This window comes from Acidovorax sp. BLS4, assembly GCF_032929295.1.
Taxonomy (GTDB): Bacteria; Pseudomonadota; Gammaproteobacteria; order Burkholderiales; family Burkholderiaceae_C; genus Paracidovorax.
This window is the reverse complement of the sequence record NZ_CP136797.1, coordinates 3729352-3747509: the sequence shown is the minus strand read 5'-3', so window position 1 is coordinate 3747509 and position 18158 is coordinate 3729352. Positions and strand designations below refer to the sequence as shown.

General features: G+C 68.9%; 19 protein-coding genes. 14 read left to right on the top strand and 5 right to left on the bottom strand.

Translation table 11 applies throughout. The features are described 5' to 3' along the window. Window positions 1-2: 2 nt before the first annotated feature. Complete coding sequence (locus tag R1Z03_RS17250) at window positions 3-929, bottom strand: LysR family transcriptional regulator (RefSeq protein WP_284398041.1); 927 nt, start codon at window positions 927-929, stop codon at window positions 3-5. A 144-nt stretch (window positions 930-1073) separates the two neighbouring features. Between R1Z03_RS17250 and R1Z03_RS17245 the strand changes: the two genes are divergently transcribed. The 9 genes from R1Z03_RS17245 to R1Z03_RS17205 all read left to right on the top strand — a co-directional run bounded on the left by R1Z03_RS17245 (window position 1074) and on the right by R1Z03_RS17205 (window position 10542). Continuing rightward, window positions 1074-2147, top strand: coding sequence for an asparaginase (locus R1Z03_RS17245; RefSeq protein WP_272565197.1), 1074 nt, complete (start codon window positions 1074-1076; stop codon window positions 2145-2147). Between the two features lie 214 nt (window positions 2148-2361). Continuing rightward, entirely contained in the window at window positions 2362-2901 is a 540-nt protein-coding gene (fabA, locus tag R1Z03_RS17240) for a 3-hydroxyacyl-[acyl-carrier-protein] dehydratase FabA (protein ID WP_272565196.1), read from the top strand. Next, window positions 2898-4124, top strand: coding sequence for a beta-ketoacyl-ACP synthase I (gene fabB, locus R1Z03_RS17235; RefSeq protein ID WP_317353219.1), 1227 nt, complete (start codon window positions 2898-2900; stop codon window positions 4122-4124). Before fabA ends, fabB begins: the two co-directional genes overlap by 4 nt. 221 nt (window positions 4125-4345) lie before the next feature. Then, window positions 4346-5290 carry a glycine--tRNA ligase subunit alpha gene (gene glyQ, locus R1Z03_RS17230; RefSeq protein WP_284398394.1) on the top strand — a complete coding sequence of 315 codons (945 nt, stop codon included), beginning with the start codon at window positions 4346-4348 and terminating at the stop codon, window positions 5288-5290. A 36-nt stretch (window positions 5291-5326) separates the two neighbouring features. Next, on the top strand, window positions 5327-7513 hold the full coding sequence (glyS, locus tag R1Z03_RS17225; protein ID WP_317353216.1) for a glycine--tRNA ligase subunit beta: 2187 nt from the start codon (window positions 5327-5329) through the stop codon (window positions 7511-7513). A 58-nt stretch (window positions 7514-7571) separates the two neighbouring features. Next, window positions 7572-8168 (top strand): D-glycero-beta-D-manno-heptose 1,7-bisphosphate 7-phosphatase, encoded by a 597-nt coding sequence (gene gmhB, locus R1Z03_RS17220; protein ID WP_284429703.1) that lies wholly within the window; start codon window positions 7572-7574, stop codon window positions 8166-8168. Between the two features lie 79 nt (window positions 8169-8247). Next, the gene (locus R1Z03_RS17215) at window positions 8248-8994 is read left to right on the top strand and encodes a 1-acyl-sn-glycerol-3-phosphate acyltransferase (protein ID WP_284429704.1); all 747 of its coding nucleotides are present in this window, start codon (window positions 8248-8250) and stop codon (window positions 8992-8994) included. Then, window positions 8994-9998, top strand: a complete 1005-nt coding sequence (locus R1Z03_RS17210) for a SprT family zinc-dependent metalloprotease (RefSeq protein WP_317353211.1) — start codon at window positions 8994-8996, stop codon at window positions 9996-9998. Before R1Z03_RS17215 ends, R1Z03_RS17210 begins: the two co-directional genes overlap by 1 nt. 76 nt (window positions 9999-10074) lie before the next feature. Then, window positions 10075-10542: a rhodanese-like domain-containing protein gene (locus R1Z03_RS17205; protein ID WP_317353208.1), complete on the top strand. Its 468-nt coding sequence runs from the start codon at window positions 10075-10077 to the stop codon at window positions 10540-10542. A gap of 112 nt (window positions 10543-10654) precedes the next feature. Here R1Z03_RS17205 and lysM read toward each other — a convergent pair whose 3' ends face one another. Next, on the bottom strand, window positions 10655-11137 hold the full coding sequence (lysM, locus tag R1Z03_RS17200; RefSeq protein WP_272565189.1) for a peptidoglycan-binding protein LysM: 483 nt from the start codon (window positions 11135-11137) through the stop codon (window positions 10655-10657). Between the two features lie 214 nt (window positions 11138-11351). Here lysM and R1Z03_RS17195 point away from each other — a divergent pair, with 214 nt between their 5' ends. Next, entirely contained in the window at window positions 11352-12155 is an 804-nt protein-coding gene (locus R1Z03_RS17195; RefSeq protein ID WP_284429707.1) for a type III pantothenate kinase, read from the top strand. A gap of 10 nt (window positions 12156-12165) precedes the next feature. Here the strand turns inward: R1Z03_RS17195 and R1Z03_RS17190 are convergent, their stop codons facing one another. The 3 genes from R1Z03_RS17190 to R1Z03_RS17180 all read right to left on the bottom strand — a co-directional run bounded on the left by R1Z03_RS17190 (window position 12166) and on the right by R1Z03_RS17180 (window position 14344). Beyond that, the gene (locus tag R1Z03_RS17190) at window positions 12166-12942 is read right to left on the bottom strand and encodes a hypothetical protein (RefSeq protein ID WP_284398069.1); all 777 of its coding nucleotides are present in this window, start codon (window positions 12940-12942) and stop codon (window positions 12166-12168) included. Between the two features lie 31 nt (window positions 12943-12973). After that, on the bottom strand, window positions 12974-13642 hold the full coding sequence (locus tag R1Z03_RS17185) for a TetR/AcrR family transcriptional regulator (RefSeq protein WP_284429708.1): 669 nt from the start codon (window positions 13640-13642) through the stop codon (window positions 12974-12976). 150 nt (window positions 13643-13792) lie between these two features. Further along, on the bottom strand, window positions 13793-14344 hold the full coding sequence (locus R1Z03_RS17180; RefSeq protein WP_317353202.1) for a phasin family protein: 552 nt from the start codon (window positions 14342-14344) through the stop codon (window positions 13793-13795). Window positions 14345-14563: 219 nt separating this feature from the next. Here R1Z03_RS17180 and rfbB point away from each other — a divergent pair, with 219 nt between their 5' ends. The 4 genes from rfbB (at window position 14564) to rfbC (ending at window position 18122) form a co-directional block, all read left to right on the top strand. Continuing rightward, window positions 14564-15670 carry a dTDP-glucose 4,6-dehydratase gene (gene rfbB, locus R1Z03_RS17175; RefSeq protein ID WP_317353199.1) on the top strand — a complete coding sequence of 369 codons (1107 nt, stop codon included), beginning with the start codon at window positions 14564-14566 and terminating at the stop codon, window positions 15668-15670. Further along, window positions 15667-16557: a dTDP-4-dehydrorhamnose reductase gene (rfbD, locus tag R1Z03_RS17170; RefSeq protein WP_317353196.1), complete on the top strand. Its 891-nt coding sequence runs from the start codon at window positions 15667-15669 to the stop codon at window positions 16555-16557. Before rfbB ends, rfbD begins: the two co-directional genes overlap by 4 nt. A gap of 24 nt (window positions 16558-16581) precedes the next feature. Continuing rightward, window positions 16582-17466: a glucose-1-phosphate thymidylyltransferase RfbA gene (rfbA, locus tag R1Z03_RS17165; protein ID WP_272565182.1), complete on the top strand. Its 885-nt coding sequence runs from the start codon at window positions 16582-16584 to the stop codon at window positions 17464-17466. A gap of 110 nt (window positions 17467-17576) precedes the next feature. After that, window positions 17577-18122, top strand: coding sequence for a dTDP-4-dehydrorhamnose 3,5-epimerase (gene rfbC, locus R1Z03_RS17160; RefSeq protein ID WP_284425344.1), 546 nt, complete (start codon window positions 17577-17579; stop codon window positions 18120-18122). Window positions 18123-18158: the final 36 nt, after the last annotated feature.

The following is an 18158-nucleotide window of genomic DNA, read 5'->3' as shown; positions in this document are numbered from 1 at the left end:
GCTCAGAGCGCGGCCGCTTCGGAGGGCGCGCGCGCCATCGTTTGCATGAGCACGTCCGACAGCAGGGCCAGCATGCGGGCGGCATGGCGGTCCGGCGGGCGGTTGGCGGCGTGGTAGGCATGCAGCGCCATGGGGGGCAGGTCGCGCAGCGGCACCGCGGTGATGGCGGCCGGGTCGAGGTTGCGCGCGGTCAGGAAATCGACCACCGTCCACCCCATGCCGCGCTTGACCAGCGCCAAGGCCAGCTGCGAGGTCTGCATCTGGATGCCCAGCTCGGTGTGCACGCCCAGGCTCTGTGCCAGTTCGGCCATGGGCTGGCGCATGGGCTCGTCGCCCAGCAACTGGATCATGGGCGTGTTGGCCAGGAACGTGATCGGGTCGGACCGGTTCAGCCGCACCGCGCGCAGCCAGATGTCCCGCGCCACGGCGATGAACAGCGGCCCGCTCACCAGGATGCTGCTCTCCAGCTGCGGGTGCGGGTGATCGTAGAAGCCCAGCGCGAAATCCACCGAGCGGGTGAGCAGCGCCTGCGCCATCTGGTCCTGGTGCAGGGTGCGCACTTCCACGCGCACCCGGGGCGATTGCTGGGCATGGCGCTCCAGCACCGCGGGCAGGAATTCGTGCGTGACGGACGGAATCGCCGCCAGCCGCACCAGGCCGCCCTCGGGCTGGCGCAGGTTGTGCGCGGTGCGGCGCAGCGCGTCGAGCTGGCTGTGGATCTGGCTGGAGGCGGTGAACAGCGCCTGCGCCTCCGGCGTGGGCAGCAGGGCCCCGCGGGCCCGGCTGAACAGCGCGTAGCCCAGTTGCAGTTCCGCGTGCGCGATGGTCTTGCTCACCGCCGACGGCGTGATGTTGATCAGCCTGGCAGCCGCGCTCATGTTGCCGGTCTGCATGACGGCCTGGAAGACTTCGAGTTGGCGGAGATTCATCGCAGGGGAGGGAAAACGAGAATATGACCGGAAGTCACACCCGGCCGGCGATTATTCCCCACAGCCCGCCATGCGGCTTCCTACCATACGGCACCCGCGGAAATGCCGCGGGCACAAAAAGTGTCATTCATTACGGAGACTCACATGCTTTCCCCTCTGAAACTGAAGCGCCTGCTGGCCGGCGCCGCCTTCGCAGCCTGGGCCGTCGTGGCCGCGGCCCAGCCCGCCGCCAAGCCCAATGTCGTGGTCCTGGCCACGGGCGGCACCATTGCCGGCGCAGGCGCCTCGGCGACCAACAGCGCGTCCTACGCCGCGGCCAAGGTGCCGGTGGACAAGCTCATCGCGGGCCTGCCCGAGCTGGCGAATGTGGCCAACGTCAAGGGTGAGCAGGTCTTCCAGATCGCTTCGGAGAGCTTCACCAACGAGCAGCTGCTCAAGCTGGGCAAGCGCGTGTCGGCCTTGGCCAAGCAGGCCGACGTGGACGGCATCGTCATCACCCACGGCACCGACACGCTGGAGGAAACCGCGTACTTCCTGAACCTGGTGGTGCGCACCGACAAGCCCATCGTGGTCGTGGGCTCCATGCGCCCCGGCACCTCGCTGTCGGCCGACGGCGCGCTGAACCTGCTGAGCGCCGTCTCGGTGGCGGCCAGCAAGGATTCCTCGGGCAAGGGCGTCCTCGTGACCATGAGCGACGAGATCCAGAGCGGCCGCGACGTGGTCAAGGGCGTCAACATCAAGACGCAGGCGTTCCGCAGCCAGTGGGGCCCGCTGGGCATGGTGGTGGAGGGCAACAACTACTGGTTCCGCGCGCCGGTCAAGCGCCACACCGCGCAATCGGAGTTCAACATCGACGAGATCGAGACGCTCGCCCCCGTGGAGATCGTCTACGGCTACGGCAACGTGCCGCGCTCCACGGTGGACGCCGTGGGCCGCTCGGGCGTCAAGGCGCTGATCCATGCCGGCACCGGCAACGGCTCGGTGGCCGACCGGGTGGTGCCTGCGCTGCAGGAACTGCGCGGCCAGGGCGTGCAGATCATCCGTTCCTCGCGCATCGCCGACGGCTTCGTGCTGCGCAACGCCGAGCAGCCCGACGACAAGTACGACTGGGTGGTCGCCCACGACCTGAACCCCCAGAAGGCCCGCATCCTGGCCGCCGTGGCGCTGACCAAGCCCCAGACCAGCAAGGACCTGCAGCGCATCTTCTGGCAGTACTGACCGGGGCCCGATCCGCGCGGCCGCACGCCCGTGCGGCCTGCGCTGACGCGGTCCGGCGCGGTCCGCTTTCATGAAATTAGGGAATCACCCTTGGCCCTGTGTCACAGTTGGCCCTCCGTGTGCCTTGATAATGGATGCCCCGCCACCGAAAAGACCTCGGTGGCGCGCAATCAAAATCCGGCGGGCGCACCGCCGATCTGGAGCACGACTGACAATGGCTGATTCCTTTTCCTATGAACAACTGATCGCCTCCGGCGAGGGCAAGCTGTTCACCCCTGACAGCGGACGACTGCCGCTGCCGCCCATGCTGATGTTTGACCGCATCACGCACATCGACAGCGATGGTGGGGCGCATGGGCTGGGGAAAATCCGGGCCGAACTCGATGTGCGCCCCGACCTCTGGTTTTTCGACTGCCACTTCCAGGGCGATCCGGTCATGCCGGGCTGCCTGGGGCTGGATGCCATGTGGCAGCTCATCGGTTTCTACCTCACCTGGCTGCAGCTGCCAGGCCGGGGCCGCGCCCTGGGCGCGGGCGAAGTCAAGTTCACCGGCGAAGTCGGCCCCAACGTGAAGCTCGTCACCTACGAAATCGACATCAAGCGCGTGATCAAGCGCAAGCTGGTCATGGCCATCGGCGATGCCCGCCTGCTGGCCGACGGCCAGGAGATCTACGTGGCCAACGACCTGCGCGTGGGCCTTTTCAAGCGTGAAGACGGGAAGGACGGAGCACCCGCAGCGGGAGCCACGGCATGACCATGAAGAAGCGCGTCGTCATCACGGGTGCGGGCATCGTCTCGTGCATCGGCAATGACCAGCAGGCAGTGACCACGTCGCTGCGCGAAGGCAAGTCCGGCATCCGCGCCATGCCCGAGTTCGCCGAACTCGGCCTGCGCAGCCAGGTGGCGGGCGCGCCGCAGATCGATCTGGACGCGCTCATCGACCGCAAGCAGCGCCGCTTCATGGGCGATGCCGCAGCGTACGCCTACCTGTCGCTGAAGGACGCCATCGCCCAGTCCGGCCTGTCGACCGCCCAAGTGTCCCACCCCCGCACCGGCCTCATCATGGGCTCGGGCGGCGGCTCGCCGGCCAACCAGATCGAGGCGGCGGACACGCTGCGCTCCAAGGGCATCCGCCGCGTGGGGCCCTACCAGGTCACGCGCTGCATGGGCTCCACCGTGTCGGCCAACCTGTCCACGGCGTTCGCCATCAAGGGCATCAATTTCTCGATCACCTCGGCCTGCAGCACCTCCGCGCACTGCGTGGGCATGGCGGCGCAGCAGATCGCCTTCGGCCTGCAGGACGTGATGTTCGCCGGCGGCGGCGAAGAGCTCTCCTGGGGCCTGGCCACGCTGTTCGACGGCATGGGCGCCATGTCGGCCAAATTCAACGCCACGCCCGAGACGGCCTCGCGCCCCTACGACGTGGACCGCGACGGCTTCGTGATCGCCGGCGGTGGCGGTGCGCTGGTGCTGGAGAGCCTGGAGCACGCCCAGGCCCGCGGCGCCACCATCCTGGCCGAGATCGTCGGCTTCGGCCTGTCGTCGGACGGCGAAGACATGGTCGCGCCCTCGGGCGACGGCGCCATCGCCTGCATGCGCCAGGCCATCGCCGAAGCGGGCGGCGGCACGATCGACTACGTGAACACGCACGGCACGTCCACCCCCGTGGGCGACCTGCCCGAGCTGCGCGCGCTGCGCGAGGTGTTCGGCGACGCGGTGCCCCCGTTCTCCTCCACCAAGTCGCTCACCGGCCACTCGCAGGGCGCGACGGGCGTGCAGGAGGCGATCTACTGCCTGTACATGCTGCAGGGCGGCTTCATCGCCGGCTCGGCCCACATCGAGAACCTGGACCCGGCCGCCGAGGGCATGCCCATCGTGCGCACCTCGCGCGATGCATCGCTGACGACCGTGCTGTCCAACAGCTTCGGCTTCGGCGGCACCAACGCCAGCCTGGTGCTGCGCCGCTGGCAGGATTGAGTGGACGCCCGCGGTGCAACCGCGGTGTATCGCTATGAAGATGATAGCTGCCAGCGCTTGATGAATAAGCGGTGGCGGCTATTTTTGCATGCGGGCGTGGCGGCCCCGTGCCGGGCGTGGCCGATGCGCCGGGCGCGCCTCGTAAAATCGACCGCTTTTGCGCGCGCCTGCGTGCAAACCCTCTCTACCAACCGCATGGCCCCGCCATGCCAGACACACGCATGTTGACCTTCCAGCAAATCATCCTGAAGCTGCAGTCGTACTGGGCCGAACAGGGCTGCGCGCTGCTGCAGCCCTACGACATGGAAGTGGGCGCCGGCACCTCGCACACCGCCACCTTCCTGCGCGCGCTGGGCCCCGAGCCCTGGAAGGCCGCCTACGTGCAGCCCAGCCGCCGCCCCAAGGACGGCCGCTACGGCGAGAACCCCAACCGCCTGCAGCACTACTACCAGTTCCAGGTCGTGCTCAAGCCCGCGCCGGCCAACATCCTGGAGCTGTACCTGGGGTCGCTGGAGGCCCTGGGCTTCGATCTCAAGAAGAACGACATCCGCTTCGTCGAGGACGACTGGGAGAACCCCACGCTCGGCGCCTGGGGCCTCGGCTGGGAGGTGTGGCTCAACGGCATGGAGGTGACGCAGTTCACCTATTTCCAGCAGGTCGGCGGCATCGACTGCAAGCCCGCCACCGGCGAGATCACCTACGGTCTGGAGCGCCTGGCGATGTACCTGCAGGGCGTGGACAACGTCTACAACCTGACCTGGACCGACGGTCTCTCCTACGGCGACGTGTACAAGCAGAACGAGGTGGAGCAGTCCACCTACAACTTCGAGCACTCCGATGCCGACTTCCTGTTCACCGCGTTCAGCGCGCACGAAAGCCAAGCCCAGCACCTGATGGAGCAGCAGCTCGCCCTGCCGGCCTACGAGCAGGTGCTGAAAGCCGCGCACAGCTTCAACCTGCTGGATGCGCGCGGCGCCATCAGCGTGACCGAGCGCGCGGCCTACATCGGCCGCATCCGCAACCTGGCGCGCGCCGTGGCCAAGAGCTACCTCGACAGCCGCGCGCGGCTGGGCTTTCCCATGGCGCCCCAGGAATGGGCCGCCGAAGTGCTGGCCGACCTGGCCCGCGCCGACCAGCAGCAGCAACAGCAGAAGAAGGCGGCCTGAGGCACGCACGCGCATCAGGAAGGAACACAGACCACCATGACCCATCCGAATCTTCTCGTTGAACTGTTCGTCGAAGAACTGCCCCCGAAGGCCCTGCAAAAGCTGGGCGACGCCTTTGCCGCCGTGCTGTTCGAGCAGCTGCAGGCCCAAGGGCTGGCCGCGCCGGGCTCGCGCCTGACGGCCTTCGCTTCGCCGCGCCGCCTGGCCGCGCACATCACCGAAGTGGCGCCCCAGGCCGCCGACAAGGCTGTCTCGCAAAAGCTCATGCCCGTCGCCGTAGGGCTGGATGCCGCCGGCAACGCCACGCCCGCGCTGCTCAAGAAGCTGGCCGCCCTGGGCGCCGACGCCTCCGCCGTGGCCGCGCTGCGCCGCGTGCCGGACGGCAAGGCCGAGGTGCTGTTCCATGACAGCACCGTGCGCGGCGCCACGCTGTCCGAGGGCCTGCAGAAGGCCCTGCAGGAATCCATCGCCAAGCTGCCCATCCCGAAGGTGATGCGCTACCAGCTCGCCTCCGGCTGCGAGCAGCCCGGCTGGACCAGCGTGAGCTTCGTGCGCCCCGCGCATGGCCTGGTGGCCCTGCACGGCACCGAGGTGCTGCTGTCGGTGAAGGCGCTGGGCCTGACCGCCGGCAACACCACGCACGGCCACCGCTTCGAGGCGGCCGTGGACCCGGTCGTCGTCACCAGTGCCGACAGCTACGCCCAGCAACTGGCCGAGCAGGGCGCGGTGATCGCGAGCTTCGCCGAGCGCCGCGCCGAGATCGTGCGCCAGCTGCAGGCCGCGGCTGCGCGCGTGGGTGGCGGCGTGCGCCCCATCGAGGACGACGCCCTGCTCGACGAGGTGACGGCGCTGGTCGAGCGCCCCAACGTGCTCATCTGCGAGTTCGAAAAAGAGTTTCTCGATGTGCCGCAGGAGTGCCTGATCCTCACGATGAAGGCCAACCAGAAGTACTTCCCGCTGCTGCAGGCCGATGGCCGGCTGTCGCACCAATTCCTGGTGGTGAGCAACATCACGCCCGCCGATGCGAGCGCGGTGGTGCAGGGCAACGAGCGCGTGGTGCGCCCGCGCCTGGCCGACGCCAAGTTCTTCTTCGACCAGGACCGCAAGAAGACGCTGCTGTCGCGCGTGGAGAGCCTCTCCAAGGTGGTCTATCACAACAAGCTGGGCACGCAGGGCGAGCGGGTGGAGCGCGTCAGGACAATAGCCAAGGCGATCGCCGAGCAGCTGTTCGCCGGCATCGGCACGCACCACGCGGACCTGGATTCGGCCGAGGGCGAGATCGCCCGCGACTATCTGCTGTCGTGCGTGGACACCGCCGCGCGGCTGTCCAAGGCCGATCTGGTGACCGACATGGTGGGCGAATTCCCCGAGCTGCAGGGCATCATGGGCGGCTACTACGCCGCCAACGACGGCCTGGCGCACGAAGTGGCCCACGCCATCGAAGACCACTACAAGCCGCGCTTCGCGGGCGACGAGCTGCCGCGCGAGAACGTGGGCGTCATCGTGGCCATGGCGGACAAGCTGGAAACGCTGGTCGGCATGTTCGGCATCGGCAACCTGCCCACGGGCGACCGCGACCCGTTCGCGCTGCGCCGCCACGCGCTCGGCGTGATCCGCATGCTGGTCGAGCGGGAGTTGCCGCTGGACCTGGAAACCCTGCTGCGCAGCGCGGTGCCCGCCTTCGGCGACAAGATCGAAGACGCCTCGGTGCCCCTGGCCGACTTCATGTACGACCGCCTCGCCGGCAGCCTGCGCGAGCAGGGCTACAGCGCGCAGGAAGTCGATGCCGTCATCGCCCTGCGCCCGCAGCGCCTGTCGCTGGTGCAAAAGCAGCTCGCCGCCGTGCGCGCGTTTGCCGAACTGCCCGAGAGCCCGGCCCTGGCCGCGGCCAACAAGCGCGTGGGCAACATCCTCAAGAAGGCCGAGGTGGCCGGGCCCGTGGACCCGCACGTCAACCCCGACCTGCTGCAGGAAGAGGCGGAAAAGAACCTCTACGCCGCGCTGCAGCGCTTCGTGCCCGAGGCCGATGCGCAGTTCGACGCGGGCGACTACACCGCCAGCCTGCAGACGCTGGCCGTGCTGCGCGCGCCGGTGGATGCGTTCTTCGACGACGTGATGGTCAACGCCGAGCAACTGGACCTGCGCCTGAACCGCCAGGGCCTGCTCAAGCGCCTGCACGTGGCCATGAACCGCGTGGCCGACCTGTCCCGGCTGGCGGCCTGAGGCCGGGGGCCGCGCTGGTGGTAGGCTGGCGCAGTCTTTCACCAGGCGCTCCCACACCATGAAAATCGCCATCCTCGACCGCGACGGCACGCTCAACCCCTCGGGCGAGAGCTTCATCGCTTCGCCCGACGAGTGGACCCCGCTGCCCGGGGCGCTGGAGGCCGTGGCGCGGCTCAACCATGCCGGCTGGCATGTCGTCGTCGCCACCAACCAGCCCGGGCTGGGGCGCGGGCTGTTCGACGTGATGGCGCTCAACGCCATCCACGCCAAGCTGCACCGCAAGCTCGCGGCGGTGGGCGGTCGCATCGACGCCGTGTTCTACTGCCCGCACGCACCCGACGACCTGTGCGCCTGCCGCAAGCCGGCGCCGGGCCTGATGGAGCAGATCCGCGACCGCTACGGCGTGGAGGGTGACGAGGTGCTGGTGGCCGGCAACTGCGTGGAGCACCTGCGGGCCGGCGCGGCCATCGGTGCGCAGCTGCATCGGGTCGGTGCGGCCCAGGCCGCCGAAGCGACCCTGGTCGCCTCGGGCGATGCCCTGCTGCCCAGTCCGTGGCCCGAAGGCACGCAGTTCCATGCCAGCCTGGCCGACTTTGCCGACCACGTGGCCGCGCAATCCGCCGTGGCGGCGCCGGGCCTGAACATCGCCGTCTGATGCGCTATTAATTTAATAGCTAAAACGGCATATATTACTAGGGCATGAGCCCGAAAACACCCATTTTTTCCTGATTGCCATGGCCTTGATCCGTTCCATCGTCCACCTGCTCTGGATGGGCATCACCGTGGTGCCCTATACGCTGCTCATCCTGCTGGTGCGGCTGTTCGGCGCCAGCAGCCGCACGCGCTACCGCATCGCGCGGGCGTGGCTCAAGCTCAGCACCGATGCGGCGCGCGTCATCATGGGCATCCGCACGCGCATCACGGGCATGGAGCACCTGCCCACCGACCCCACGCAGGGCGTGGTGCTGCTGGTCAAGCACCAGTCCACCTACGAGACCTTCCTGATGCCGGCGATCATGCCGCGCCCCCTGGCCTACGTGTTCAAGAAGGAGCTGCTGTACGTGCCGTTCTTCGGCTGGTCGATCGGCAGCCTGGACATGATCCACATCGACCGCGGCCAGCGCGCCCGCGCCTTCGTGAAGGTGCTGCAGCAGGGCCGCGCGCTGCTGGCCAAGGGCACCTGGGTCATCATGTTCCCCGAGGGCACGCGCGTGGAGCGCGGGCGCAAGGGCCAGTACAAGAGCGGCGGCACGCGGCTGGCCATCGAGGCGGGCGTGCCCGTGGTGCCGATCGCCGTCACCTCGGCCAAGGTGTGGCCGCGCAAGGCCTTCATCAAGCGGCCGGGCACGGTGGACGTGTCCATCGGCCGCCCCATCCCGACCGAAGGCCGCAAGCCTGACGAGCTGATGCGCGAGGTCGAGGCCTGGATCGAATCCGAAATGCAGCGCCTCGACCCCGAGGCCTACGCGCCGGGCCGGTGATGCAGCGGCTGGTGCAGCTGGCGCTTGATCTGTTCGGCGGCGCGGCGCCGGCCGAGCCGCCGACTGCGCCTGCCTCCGCGCCCCGTGCCAGGAATTCCAGGCCGAATGCCGCGGATGCCGGCGGTTCGATTGCCGATGATGCTATTAATTTGGTAGCAAAAGACCCTGCCAAGCCCACGCCATCGCCATCGCCCGCTCCACCAGTGGCGAAAGCGCCGCCCGTTCCCCTGGGCACGCTGCTCAGCCCCGCGATCTTCCGCCACCCCCGCGCGAGCCGCGAGGTGCTGCTGGGCGATGCCGTCGTGGCCTATGCGCTGCAGCGGGCGCGGCGGCGCACCATCGGGTTCACGGTGGGGGCGGACGGCCTGGCGGTGCGCGCGCCGGGCTGGGTGTCGCTCGCAGCCGTGGATGCGGCGCTGCAGGAAAAGTCCGCCTGGATCCTGCGCAAGCTGGGCGAGGCGCAGGACCGCCAGCAGCGCGTGGACGGCGCCCGCATCGCCTGGGGCGACGGCGCCGTGCTGCCGTACCTGGGCGAGCCGCTCACCGTGGTGCTGGACCCGACGCATGGCTTTCGCGGCACGGGCGGCGCGCTGGTCGAGGGCCCCGAGGGGCAGCGCCAGCTGCACATCGGCCTGCCCCGCGCCGCCTCGCCCGCGCAGGTGCGCGATGCGGTGCAGGCGTGGCTCATGCGCGATGCGCGCCAGCGCTTCACCGCGCGGCTGGACCACTTCGCGCCGCTGCTGGGCGTGCGCTGGAGCAGCCTGCGCCTGTCCAGCGCCCAGACGCGCTGGGGCAGCGCGCGCAGCGACGGCTCCATCCGCCTCAATTGGCGGCTGCTGCACTACCGCCCCGCGGTCATCGACTACGTGGTCGCCCACGAGCTGTCGCACCTGCGGGTGATGGACCACAGCCCGCGCTTTTGGGACACCGTGCGCAGCGTCGTGCCCGACTACGCCGACCTGCGAGGGCGTCTGCGCGACGAGCCCGCGCCGCCCTGGGATTGACGCCGCGCCCAAGCCCCTGGCGCCAGTGCTTGAAAGCCCGCGCGGCCCGGTTGCGGGTGCTGACAAAATGCCGCGCATGACTTCCAAAGCTTCTTCCTCTTCCTCCGCTCCCGCTGCTCCCTCCACGGTTCCGGACGGCGGTCCGCAGCCGGCCGAAGGCTATGCGGGCGATGTGTCGCCACAACTCGCATGGCAATGGGTGCAGTCGGGCCAGGCCGTGCTGGTAGACGTGCGCACCGATGCCGAGCGCGACTGGGTCGGCTTCGTGCCCGGCGCCGTTGCCGTGCCCTGGAAGCACTGGCCCGGCATGGCGCCCAACCCCCAGTACGACGCCGCCATCCTCGCCGCCGTGCCTCCGGGTCGCCAGGCCGTGCTGCTGTGCCGCAGCGGCGTGCGCTCGGTGGCGGCCGCGCGGCGCGCCACGGAGCTGGGGCTCAAGGCGTACAACATTCTGGAAGGCTTCGAGGGTGACCCCGACGAGAACGGCCACCGCAATCTGAAGGGCGGCTGGCGCTTTCGCGGCCTGCCGTGGCGCCAGGGCTGAGCGCGAAGGGCTCGCTGCCTTGCCATCGCCCGCTGCCGCGCCTGCCGCAACGAAAACGGGCCCGTGAGGGCCCGTTTGGGAGGCGCGCGCCGCAGCGCGCTTTGAAGGACGGTCAGAGCGCGGGAATGCGCAGCTTCTGGCCGGGGTAGATCTTGTCGGGGTGCGTCAGCATGGGCTGGTTGGCCTCGAAGATCTTGGGGTACTTGTTGGCGTCGCCGTAGAACTTCTTGGCGATGGCCGAGAGGGTGTCGCCGCGCACCACGTCGTGGTATTGCGCTTCGGGCTCGGGATTCGTGACGGACATCTGGTTGTCCACGCTGGTCACGCTGGCCACATTGCCGCAGCACAGGGTCACCTTCTCCTTGGCGGCCTGCGTGGGCGCTTCGCCCTTCACGGTGACCTTGCCCTCGGGGCCTGCGAACGCCACCTGGACGTTGCTCACGCCGAGGTTCTGCGAGGCGATGTAGGTCTCGATGGCCTTGCCCGCCTTGGCGTTCAGTTCGTCCTGCGTGGGGGCTGCCGCCGTTGCGGCCTGGGCATCCTTGCCGCCGAACAGTTTTTCGCCGGCTTCCTTGATGAAGCTGAAAAGTCCCATGTGCTGGCTCCTTGGTGTGGTCTGTGGATCGGACCGGCCACTGTAGCGCCATCGCCAGTCCGGCCCGTGTCGGACAGCCGCCCGAAGGGCCAGGCGGCTCCCGCCAGCGGTGCCGCGTGCCGCGATATCCGCGAGCCGGCGCCGCAGAGTCCGCGTGTCGCGTGCGGGTAAACATGCGCGTCAAGGCGATTTGTAAAACTCGTGATAATCCCGCATGACTTTTCTGGCCATCGACGTCGGCAACACCCGCCTCAAATGGGCGATGTACGACGCTCCCCAGCCGGGCGCCGCAGTGCTCGCCCACGGCGCTGAATTCCTGGACAACATCGAACGGCTGGCGGAAAGCTCGTGGGCCGGGCTTCCCGTGCCCGAGCGCATGCTGGGCTGCGTGGTGGCGGGCGACGCCGTGCGCCGCCGCGTGATGGAGCAGATGGAGCTGTGGGACGTGCTGCCGCAGTGGGTGGTGTCGTCCGCGCAGGAGGCCGGCCTGGTCAATGGCTACGACCATCCCACGCGCCTGGGCTCGGACCGCTGGGTGGCCATGATCGGCGCGCGCCATCGCCTGCTGTCGCAGGGCCCGGCGCGCCCGCTGATCGTGGTGATGGTCGGCACGGCCGTGACGGTCGAGGCGATCGACGCGCAGGGCCGCTTCCTGGGCGGGCTGATCCTGCCCGGCCACGGGATCATGCTGCGGGCGCTCGAATCCGGCACGGCGGGCCTGCATGTGCCCACGGGCGAGGTGAGCCTGTTTCCCACCAACACGAGCGATGCGCTCACGAGCGGCGGCACCTACGCCATCGCCGGCGCGGTCGAGCGCATGGTGCAGCACATCACGCAGCACTGCGGCGAAGCGCCCGCCTGCATGATGACCGGCGGTGCGGGCTGGAAGATGGCGCCCAGCATGACCCGGCCGTTCGACCTGGTCGAGAACCTGATCTTCGACGGCCTGCTGGCCATCGCCGAGCAGCGCTTCGCAAAAACCGCCGCGGAGCGGGACGAGGGCCGGGACCGCCGCTGAAAGGCGGGGGCTAGCCTTCGGCCAGTTCGGTCTGGGCCAGTTCCACGCCCAGCCGCTCCAGCGCGTCGGCGGGCTGGGTGGTGGCGACTTCCTCGTACAGGCGCGTGGCGTCGCCCATGCGCTGGTCGCCTTCCAGGATGAGCAGCGCGTTGGCGTATTCGATCTTGCCGATCACCGAGTCCGGGTTGATGGCGAAGGCCTCCTCGAAAAGCCGCAGGCTGCTGGCCTTGCGGGCGCCATAGGTCATGCTGCCCACCATCTCGCCGACCTTGTCGATGATCTCGGCATGGAACACGGCCAGCGCCAGCCGCGCATCGGCATGGATGGGCGACAGCACGATGGCCTGCTCCAGCGTCTTGCGCACGCGGCTGCCCAGGCCTTGCGCCATGGCCTTGGCCACGCTGATCCCCTGGCTGTAGCGGCCGATGGCGTAGGCATGCCAGAACCAGGCGTTGGGGTTGGTGGGCTCTGCCCGCATCTGCTCGCTGGCCCGCTCGGCCGCCTCGGTCAGCAGCGCCAGGCGCCGGTCCTCGTGCGGCTCCAGGTAATTTGCATAGACGATGGTGGCCTTGTTGGCCACGGTGATGCCGGCACCGCCGGCCGCCAGCCCGGCGCGGGCCGCCTCCTCGAAGGCGCCGCGGTGAAAGAGCACCCAGGCGTCGAGCACGGCGGCATCGTCCGGACAGGGCTCGGCATCGCCCGCATGCAGGCGCTTCCATTGGCTGCGCACCGAAGCGGCGGTGAAGGGGTAGGCGTCGGAGTACGGGAAGGGCGTCCAGGGCTTCACGGTGCGTCTCCTCGGGGTGGGGGTGGGTCGGTCAGGCGGCCAGGGCCTGGGTGCTGTAGGCGCCGCTCAGCGCCTGCAGGTGCTCGCGCTGGCTGTCTTCCAGGTAGGGCATGAGCAGGTCCAGCACATGGTGCGCGCCCCGCAGCAGGGCGCTCTGCGCGCTCTCGGGCTCCAGGGCGTGCCGCGGATCGCTCACGTATTCGAAGCTGAGCCAGTAGGTCAGCACCACCACCATGCTGGTGGCCATGGAGCCGGCATCGCGGGTGCCCAGGTGCAGGGCGCCGGTGCGCTCCATGCCGCCCAGCAGCGTGCGCAGGGCCTGGGTCTTGCGCCCGAGCAGGGTCTGGAAGTGGGTCTCCAGGCGGCGGTTGCGGGACAGCAGGTCGTTCAGGTCGCGGTACAGGAAGCGGTACTGCCAGATCAGCTCGAACAGCGTGTGCAGGAAGAACCAGGCGTCTTCCACGTCGCGCACGCTGTCGGCCGCATCCAGAAGCTCGTTCAGCGCCGCCTCGTAGCGCGAGAACAGCACGTTGACCAGCTCGTCCTTGGCCGGGTAGTGGTAGTAGAGATTGCCCGGGCTGATGCCCAGCTCGGCGGAGATCGCGGTCGTCGACACGTTGGGCTCGCCAAAGCGGTTGAACAGCTCCAGCGTGGATTCCAGAATGCGCTCGGCAGTGCGGCGCGGCGCTTTTTTCACCATATCGGCGGCCTCCCGGTGCGTGGGTGGTTGTCTCTTTCACCCACTCTAACCGAGGTGGTCCGTCCGCACGGTGTTGCAGTGCATCATGCAAGGAATAGGCAATCCTTTGGAATGCCCGCTTCCTGCAGGGCGGCCGCACCGCCCGGATCGTCAGTCGGCCGGCGGTTTGGGGGCCCTGGGGCGCGCCGCGGCGGCGGTCTTGCGGGCGGCCGTGGCGCGGCCGGTGGGCGGCTTGGCCGCGCCGCGCTTGGCGGCGGGGCGGGGGGCGGCCTGTGCCTGGGTGGCGGCCTCCAGGGCCCGGGTGAGCGCATCGATGCGCTCGTGCAGCGCCTGCACCTCGCGCGCGGTGGGCACGCCCAGCCGGGCGAGCGCCTTGGCCACGCGGTCTTCGAAGATGGTTTCCAGCTTGTCCCACTGGCCCGCCGCGCGCGTGCCGAATTCGCTGGCCGCGCTGGTCATGCGTTCGGCCGCTTCGGACAGGCGCTCCTGGGCGGTGGACTGGCCCTTGCGCTGCATGGCCGCGCCTTCCTTGACCAGCGCCTCGAACACCTTGCTGCCTTCCTGCTGCGCCTTGGCGAATGCGCCCAGGCCCGCCTGCCAGATCTGCTGCGCGGAGTCGCGCGCCTTGCTGCCGTAAAACGGGCCGCTGCCGGCCGGGTCGGCGTCGTCCGGTGCGTCGGGGTTTTTGGTGGATCGGGACATGGATGGCTTTCCTTGGGGCAAGTGGTGCAACGGCGCCGCGCGGACCGGGTGGTTTGCGGCGGCATCGCTCGAGACTTTACGTGCGCTGCGCGCGCCGTGGGTAGTGTGCGCCCCCTAAACGGCGCGGCGGGCCCGCTGCGGCTCGTAACAGGGCCCCGGCACGCGATGGGATAATCCGCCGCTTTGACACAGCGGCGCCTTCGCGCGACCCCCCATCCCATGATTCTTGTCACCGGCGGCGCAGGCTTCATCGGCGCCAACTTCGTTCTGGACTGGCTGGCTTCGGGCGACGAGCCCGTGGTCAACCTGGACAAGCTCACCTACGCAGGCAACCTGCAGAACCTGGCGAGCGCGCAGGGCGATCCCCGGCATGTCTTCGTGCAAGGCGACATCGGCGACACGGCCCTGCTGGCCAGGTTGCTGGCCGAGCACAAGCCCCGCGCCATCGTCAACTTCGCCGCCGAGTCGCATGTGGACCGCTCCATCCACGGGCCGGAGGACTTCATCCAGACCAACGTGGTCGGCACCTTCCGCCTGCTGGAGGCCGCACGGCACCACTGGCTGGCGTTGCCGGAGGGCGAGAAGGCCGCGTTCCGCTTCCTGCACGTCTCCACCGACGAGGTGTACGGCACGCTGTCGGCCAGCGATCCGGCCTTCGCCGAAACGGATGCCTACGAGCCCAACAGCCCCTATTCGGCCAGCAAGGCCGCCAGCGACCACCTAGTGCGCGCCTGGCACCACACCTACGGCCTGCCGGTGCTCACCACCAACTGCAGCAACAACTACGGGCCGTACCACTTTCCGGAAAAGCTCATTCCGCTGATGATCGTGAACGCCCTGGCGGGCAAGCCGCTGCCGGTGTACGGCGACGGCATGCAGATCCGCGACTGGCTCTACGTCAAGGACCACTGCAGCGCCATCCGCCGCGTGCTGCAAGGCGGCGCTCTGGGCGAAACCTACAACGTGGGTGGCTGGAACGAAAAGCCCAACATCGAGATCGTGCGCACGGTGTGCGCCCTGCTCGACGAACTGCGCCCGCGCGCCGACGGCCAGAGCTACGCCGCGCAGATCCACTACGTGCAGGACCGCCCGGGCCACGACCGGCGCTATGCCATCGACGCCCGCAAGATCGAGCGCGAACTGGGCTGGAAGCCCGCCGAAACCTTCGAGACGGGCATCCGCAAGACGGTGCAGTGGTACCTCGAAAACCCCGAGTGGGTGGCGGCCGTGACCAGCGGCGCCTACCGCGAATGGGTGCAGACGCAGTACCAGGCCGTGCCCGGCGCAGCGGCTGCGGCACCGAACGCCATGGCGACCAGCGCATGAACATCCTGCTTTTCGGCAAGGGTGGCCAGGTCGGCTGGGAGCTGCAGCGCAGCCTGTCGGTGCTGGGCACCGTGACGGCGCTCGACCACGACAGCACCGACCATTGCGGCAACTTCTCCGATCCCGCCGGCATCGTGGACACTGTGCGCGCGCTGCGCCCGGACGTCATCGTGAATGCGGCCGCCCATACGGCCGTGGACAAGGCCGAGAGCGAGCCGGAGTTCGCACGCACGCTCAACGCCACCACGCCGGGCGTCCTGGCCGAGGAGGCCGCACGCAGCGGGGCCTGGCTGGTGCACTACAGCACCGACTATGTCTTCGACGGCAGTGGCGACCGCCCCTGGGTGGAGACCGACACGCCGGCGCCGCTGTCCGTCTATGGCCGCACCAAGCTCGAGGGAGAGCGGCTCATCCAGCAGAGCGGGGCCCGCCACCTCATCCTGCGCACCAGCTGGGTCTACGCCGCCCGCGGCGGCAACTTCGCCAAGACCATGCTGCGCCTGGCCCAGGAGCGCGAGCGCCTGACGGTCATCGACGACCAGTGGGGCGCCCCCACCGGCGCCGACCTGATCGCCGACGTCACGGCGCATGCCCTGCGCCACTTGGAGCGGCGCCCCGAGGATGCCGGGCTCTACCACCTGGTGGCCGGGGGCGAGACCAACTGGCATGCCTATGCAAAATACGTCCTGGCGCAATCGGTACTAGGGGGTAATGCTATAAAAATAGTAGCTAACGACGTGGCGGCCGTGCCGACGAGCGCGTTTCCCACGCCGGCCGTGCGCCCGCACAATTCGCGGCTCGACACCCGCCGGCTGCAATCCACGTTCGGCCTCGTTCTGCCGCATTGGCAGGCGGGCGTCTCGCGCATGCTGGCCGAAATCCTTTAGCACCCAGGGCAGAGAGAGCACCACATGACCGCACGCAAGGGCATCATCCTCGCCGGAGGTTCGGGCACCCGCCTGCACCCGGCCACGCTCGCCATCAGCAAGCAATTGCTGCCGGTGTACGACAAACCCATGATCTATTACCCGCTCAGCACGCTGATGCTGGCGGGCATCCGGGAGATCCTGGTCATCAGCACGCCCCAGGACACCCCGCGCTTCGAGCAGTTGCTCGGCGACGGCAGCCAGTGGGGCATTCAATTGCGCTACGCCGTGCAGCCCAGCCCCGATGGGCTGGCCCAGGCGTTTCTCATCGGCGAGGAATTCCTGGCGGGCAGCCCGAGCGCCCTGGTGCTGGGCGACAACATCTTCCACGGGCACGATTTCGAGGACCTGCTTCGCAGCGCGCTGCAGCGCGAGGAGGGGGCCAGCGTCTTCGCCTACCACGTGCAGGACCCCGAGCGTTACGGCGTGGCCGAGTTCGATGCCCGCGGCAAGGTGCTGTCCATCGAGGAAAAGCCCAAGGCCCCGAAGTCCAGCTATGCCGTGACCGGCCTGTACTTCTACGACGCGCAGGTGGTGGAACTGGCCAAGCGCCTGAAGCCGTCCGCCCGGGGCGAACTCGAAATCACCGACCTGAACCGCCTCTACCTGGAGCAGGACGCGCTGCACGTCGAGATCATGGGCCGTGGCTATGCCTGGCTCGACACCGGCACGCATGAAAGCCTGCTGGAAGCCGGGCAGTTCATCGCGACGCTGGAGCACCGGCAGGGCCTGAAGATCGCCTGCCCCGAGGAAATCGCCTGGCGCAACGGCTTCATCGACGATGCCCAGCTGGCTCGGCTGGCGCAGCCCCTGGCCAAGAACGGCTACGGCCAGTACCTGCAGCGGCTGCTGCGGGAGCCGCGCGAGTAGCGCGAGGATCGCAACAGGCCCGGCGCGCCGCCGCGCCAGGCTGGCGTCCGTCGCGCGTGTCCCGTTCTTCCGCCGGTTTTCTTCTTTCTTTCGTTGTTGGCAATTCCTCCATGAACGTCATTCCCACCCGCCTGCCCGATGTCGTCGTCCTCGAACCCAAGGTGTTCGGCGATGCCCGGGGCTTTTTCTTCGAGAGCTTCAACCAGCGTGCCTTCGACGAGGCCACCGGCACGCGCCATGCGTTCGTGCAGGACAACCACAGCCGCAGCGCCCGCGGCGTGCTGCGGGGCCTGCATTACCAGTTGCGCCAGCCCCAGGGCAAGCTCGTGCGCGTGGTGCGCGGCACGGTGTTCGACGTGGCGGTGGACCTGCGCAAGAGTTCGCCCACGTTCGGCCAATGGACGGGCGAGGAGCTGAGCGAGGAAAACCAGCGCCAGATGTGGGTGCCGCCCGGCTTCGGCCATGGCTTCGTGGTGCTCAGCGAGAGCGCGGATTTCCTCTACAAGACCACCGACTACTACGCCCCCGAGCATGAGCGCTGCATCGCCTGGAACGATCCCGCCCTGGCGATCGACTGGCGCTTCGACGGCGAGCCCAGCCTGTCCGCCAAGGACATGAAGGGCCTGCCGCTCCACCAGGCCGAGGTGTTTGACTGACTGACGCCTGCGGCGGGCTGTGCGGGGCAGGGCCCG

What these genes read in the sequence shown, in the direction of transcription:
- R1Z03_RS17250 (WP_284398041.1), bottom strand. Translation starts at nt 929, where the DNA reads ATGAATCTCCGCCAACTCGAAGTCTTCCAGGCCGTCATGCAGACCGGC.
- R1Z03_RS17245 (WP_272565197.1), top strand. Translation starts at nt 1,074, where the DNA reads ATGCTTTCCCCTCTGAAACTGAAGCGCCTGCTGGCCGGCGCCGCCTTC.
- fabA (WP_272565196.1), top strand. Translation starts at nt 2,362, where the DNA reads ATGGCTGATTCCTTTTCCTATGAACAACTGATCGCCTCCGGCGAGGGC.
- fabB (WP_317353219.1), top strand. Translation starts at nt 2,898, where the DNA reads ATGACCATGAAGAAGCGCGTCGTCATCACGGGTGCGGGCATCGTCTCG.
- glyQ (WP_284398394.1), top strand. Translation starts at nt 4,346, where the DNA reads ATGTTGACCTTCCAGCAAATCATCCTGAAGCTGCAGTCGTACTGGGCC.
- glyS (WP_317353216.1), top strand. Translation starts at nt 5,327, where the DNA reads ATGACCCATCCGAATCTTCTCGTTGAACTGTTCGTCGAAGAACTGCCC.
- gmhB (WP_284429703.1), top strand. Translation starts at nt 7,572, where the DNA reads ATGAAAATCGCCATCCTCGACCGCGACGGCACGCTCAACCCCTCGGGC.
- R1Z03_RS17215 (WP_284429704.1), top strand. Translation starts at nt 8,248, where the DNA reads ATGGCCTTGATCCGTTCCATCGTCCACCTGCTCTGGATGGGCATCACC.
- R1Z03_RS17210 (WP_317353211.1), top strand. Translation starts at nt 8,994, where the DNA reads ATGCAGCGGCTGGTGCAGCTGGCGCTTGATCTGTTCGGCGGCGCGGCG.
- R1Z03_RS17205 (WP_317353208.1), top strand. Translation starts at nt 10,075, where the DNA reads ATGACTTCCAAAGCTTCTTCCTCTTCCTCCGCTCCCGCTGCTCCCTCC.
- lysM (WP_272565189.1), bottom strand. Translation starts at nt 11,137, where the DNA reads ATGGGACTTTTCAGCTTCATCAAGGAAGCCGGCGAAAAACTGTTCGGC.
- R1Z03_RS17195 (WP_284429707.1), top strand. Translation starts at nt 11,352, where the DNA reads ATGACTTTTCTGGCCATCGACGTCGGCAACACCCGCCTCAAATGGGCG.
- R1Z03_RS17185 (WP_284429708.1), bottom strand. Translation starts at nt 13,642, where the DNA reads ATGGTGAAAAAAGCGCCGCGCCGCACTGCCGAGCGCATTCTGGAATCC.
- R1Z03_RS17180 (WP_317353202.1), bottom strand. Translation starts at nt 14,344, where the DNA reads ATGTCCCGATCCACCAAAAACCCCGACGCACCGGACGACGCCGACCCG.
- rfbB (WP_317353199.1), top strand. Translation starts at nt 14,564, where the DNA reads ATGATTCTTGTCACCGGCGGCGCAGGCTTCATCGGCGCCAACTTCGTT.
- rfbD (WP_317353196.1), top strand. Translation starts at nt 15,667, where the DNA reads ATGAACATCCTGCTTTTCGGCAAGGGTGGCCAGGTCGGCTGGGAGCTG.
- rfbA (WP_272565182.1), top strand. Translation starts at nt 16,582, where the DNA reads ATGACCGCACGCAAGGGCATCATCCTCGCCGGAGGTTCGGGCACCCGC.
- rfbC (WP_284425344.1), top strand. Translation starts at nt 17,577, where the DNA reads ATGAACGTCATTCCCACCCGCCTGCCCGATGTCGTCGTCCTCGAACCC.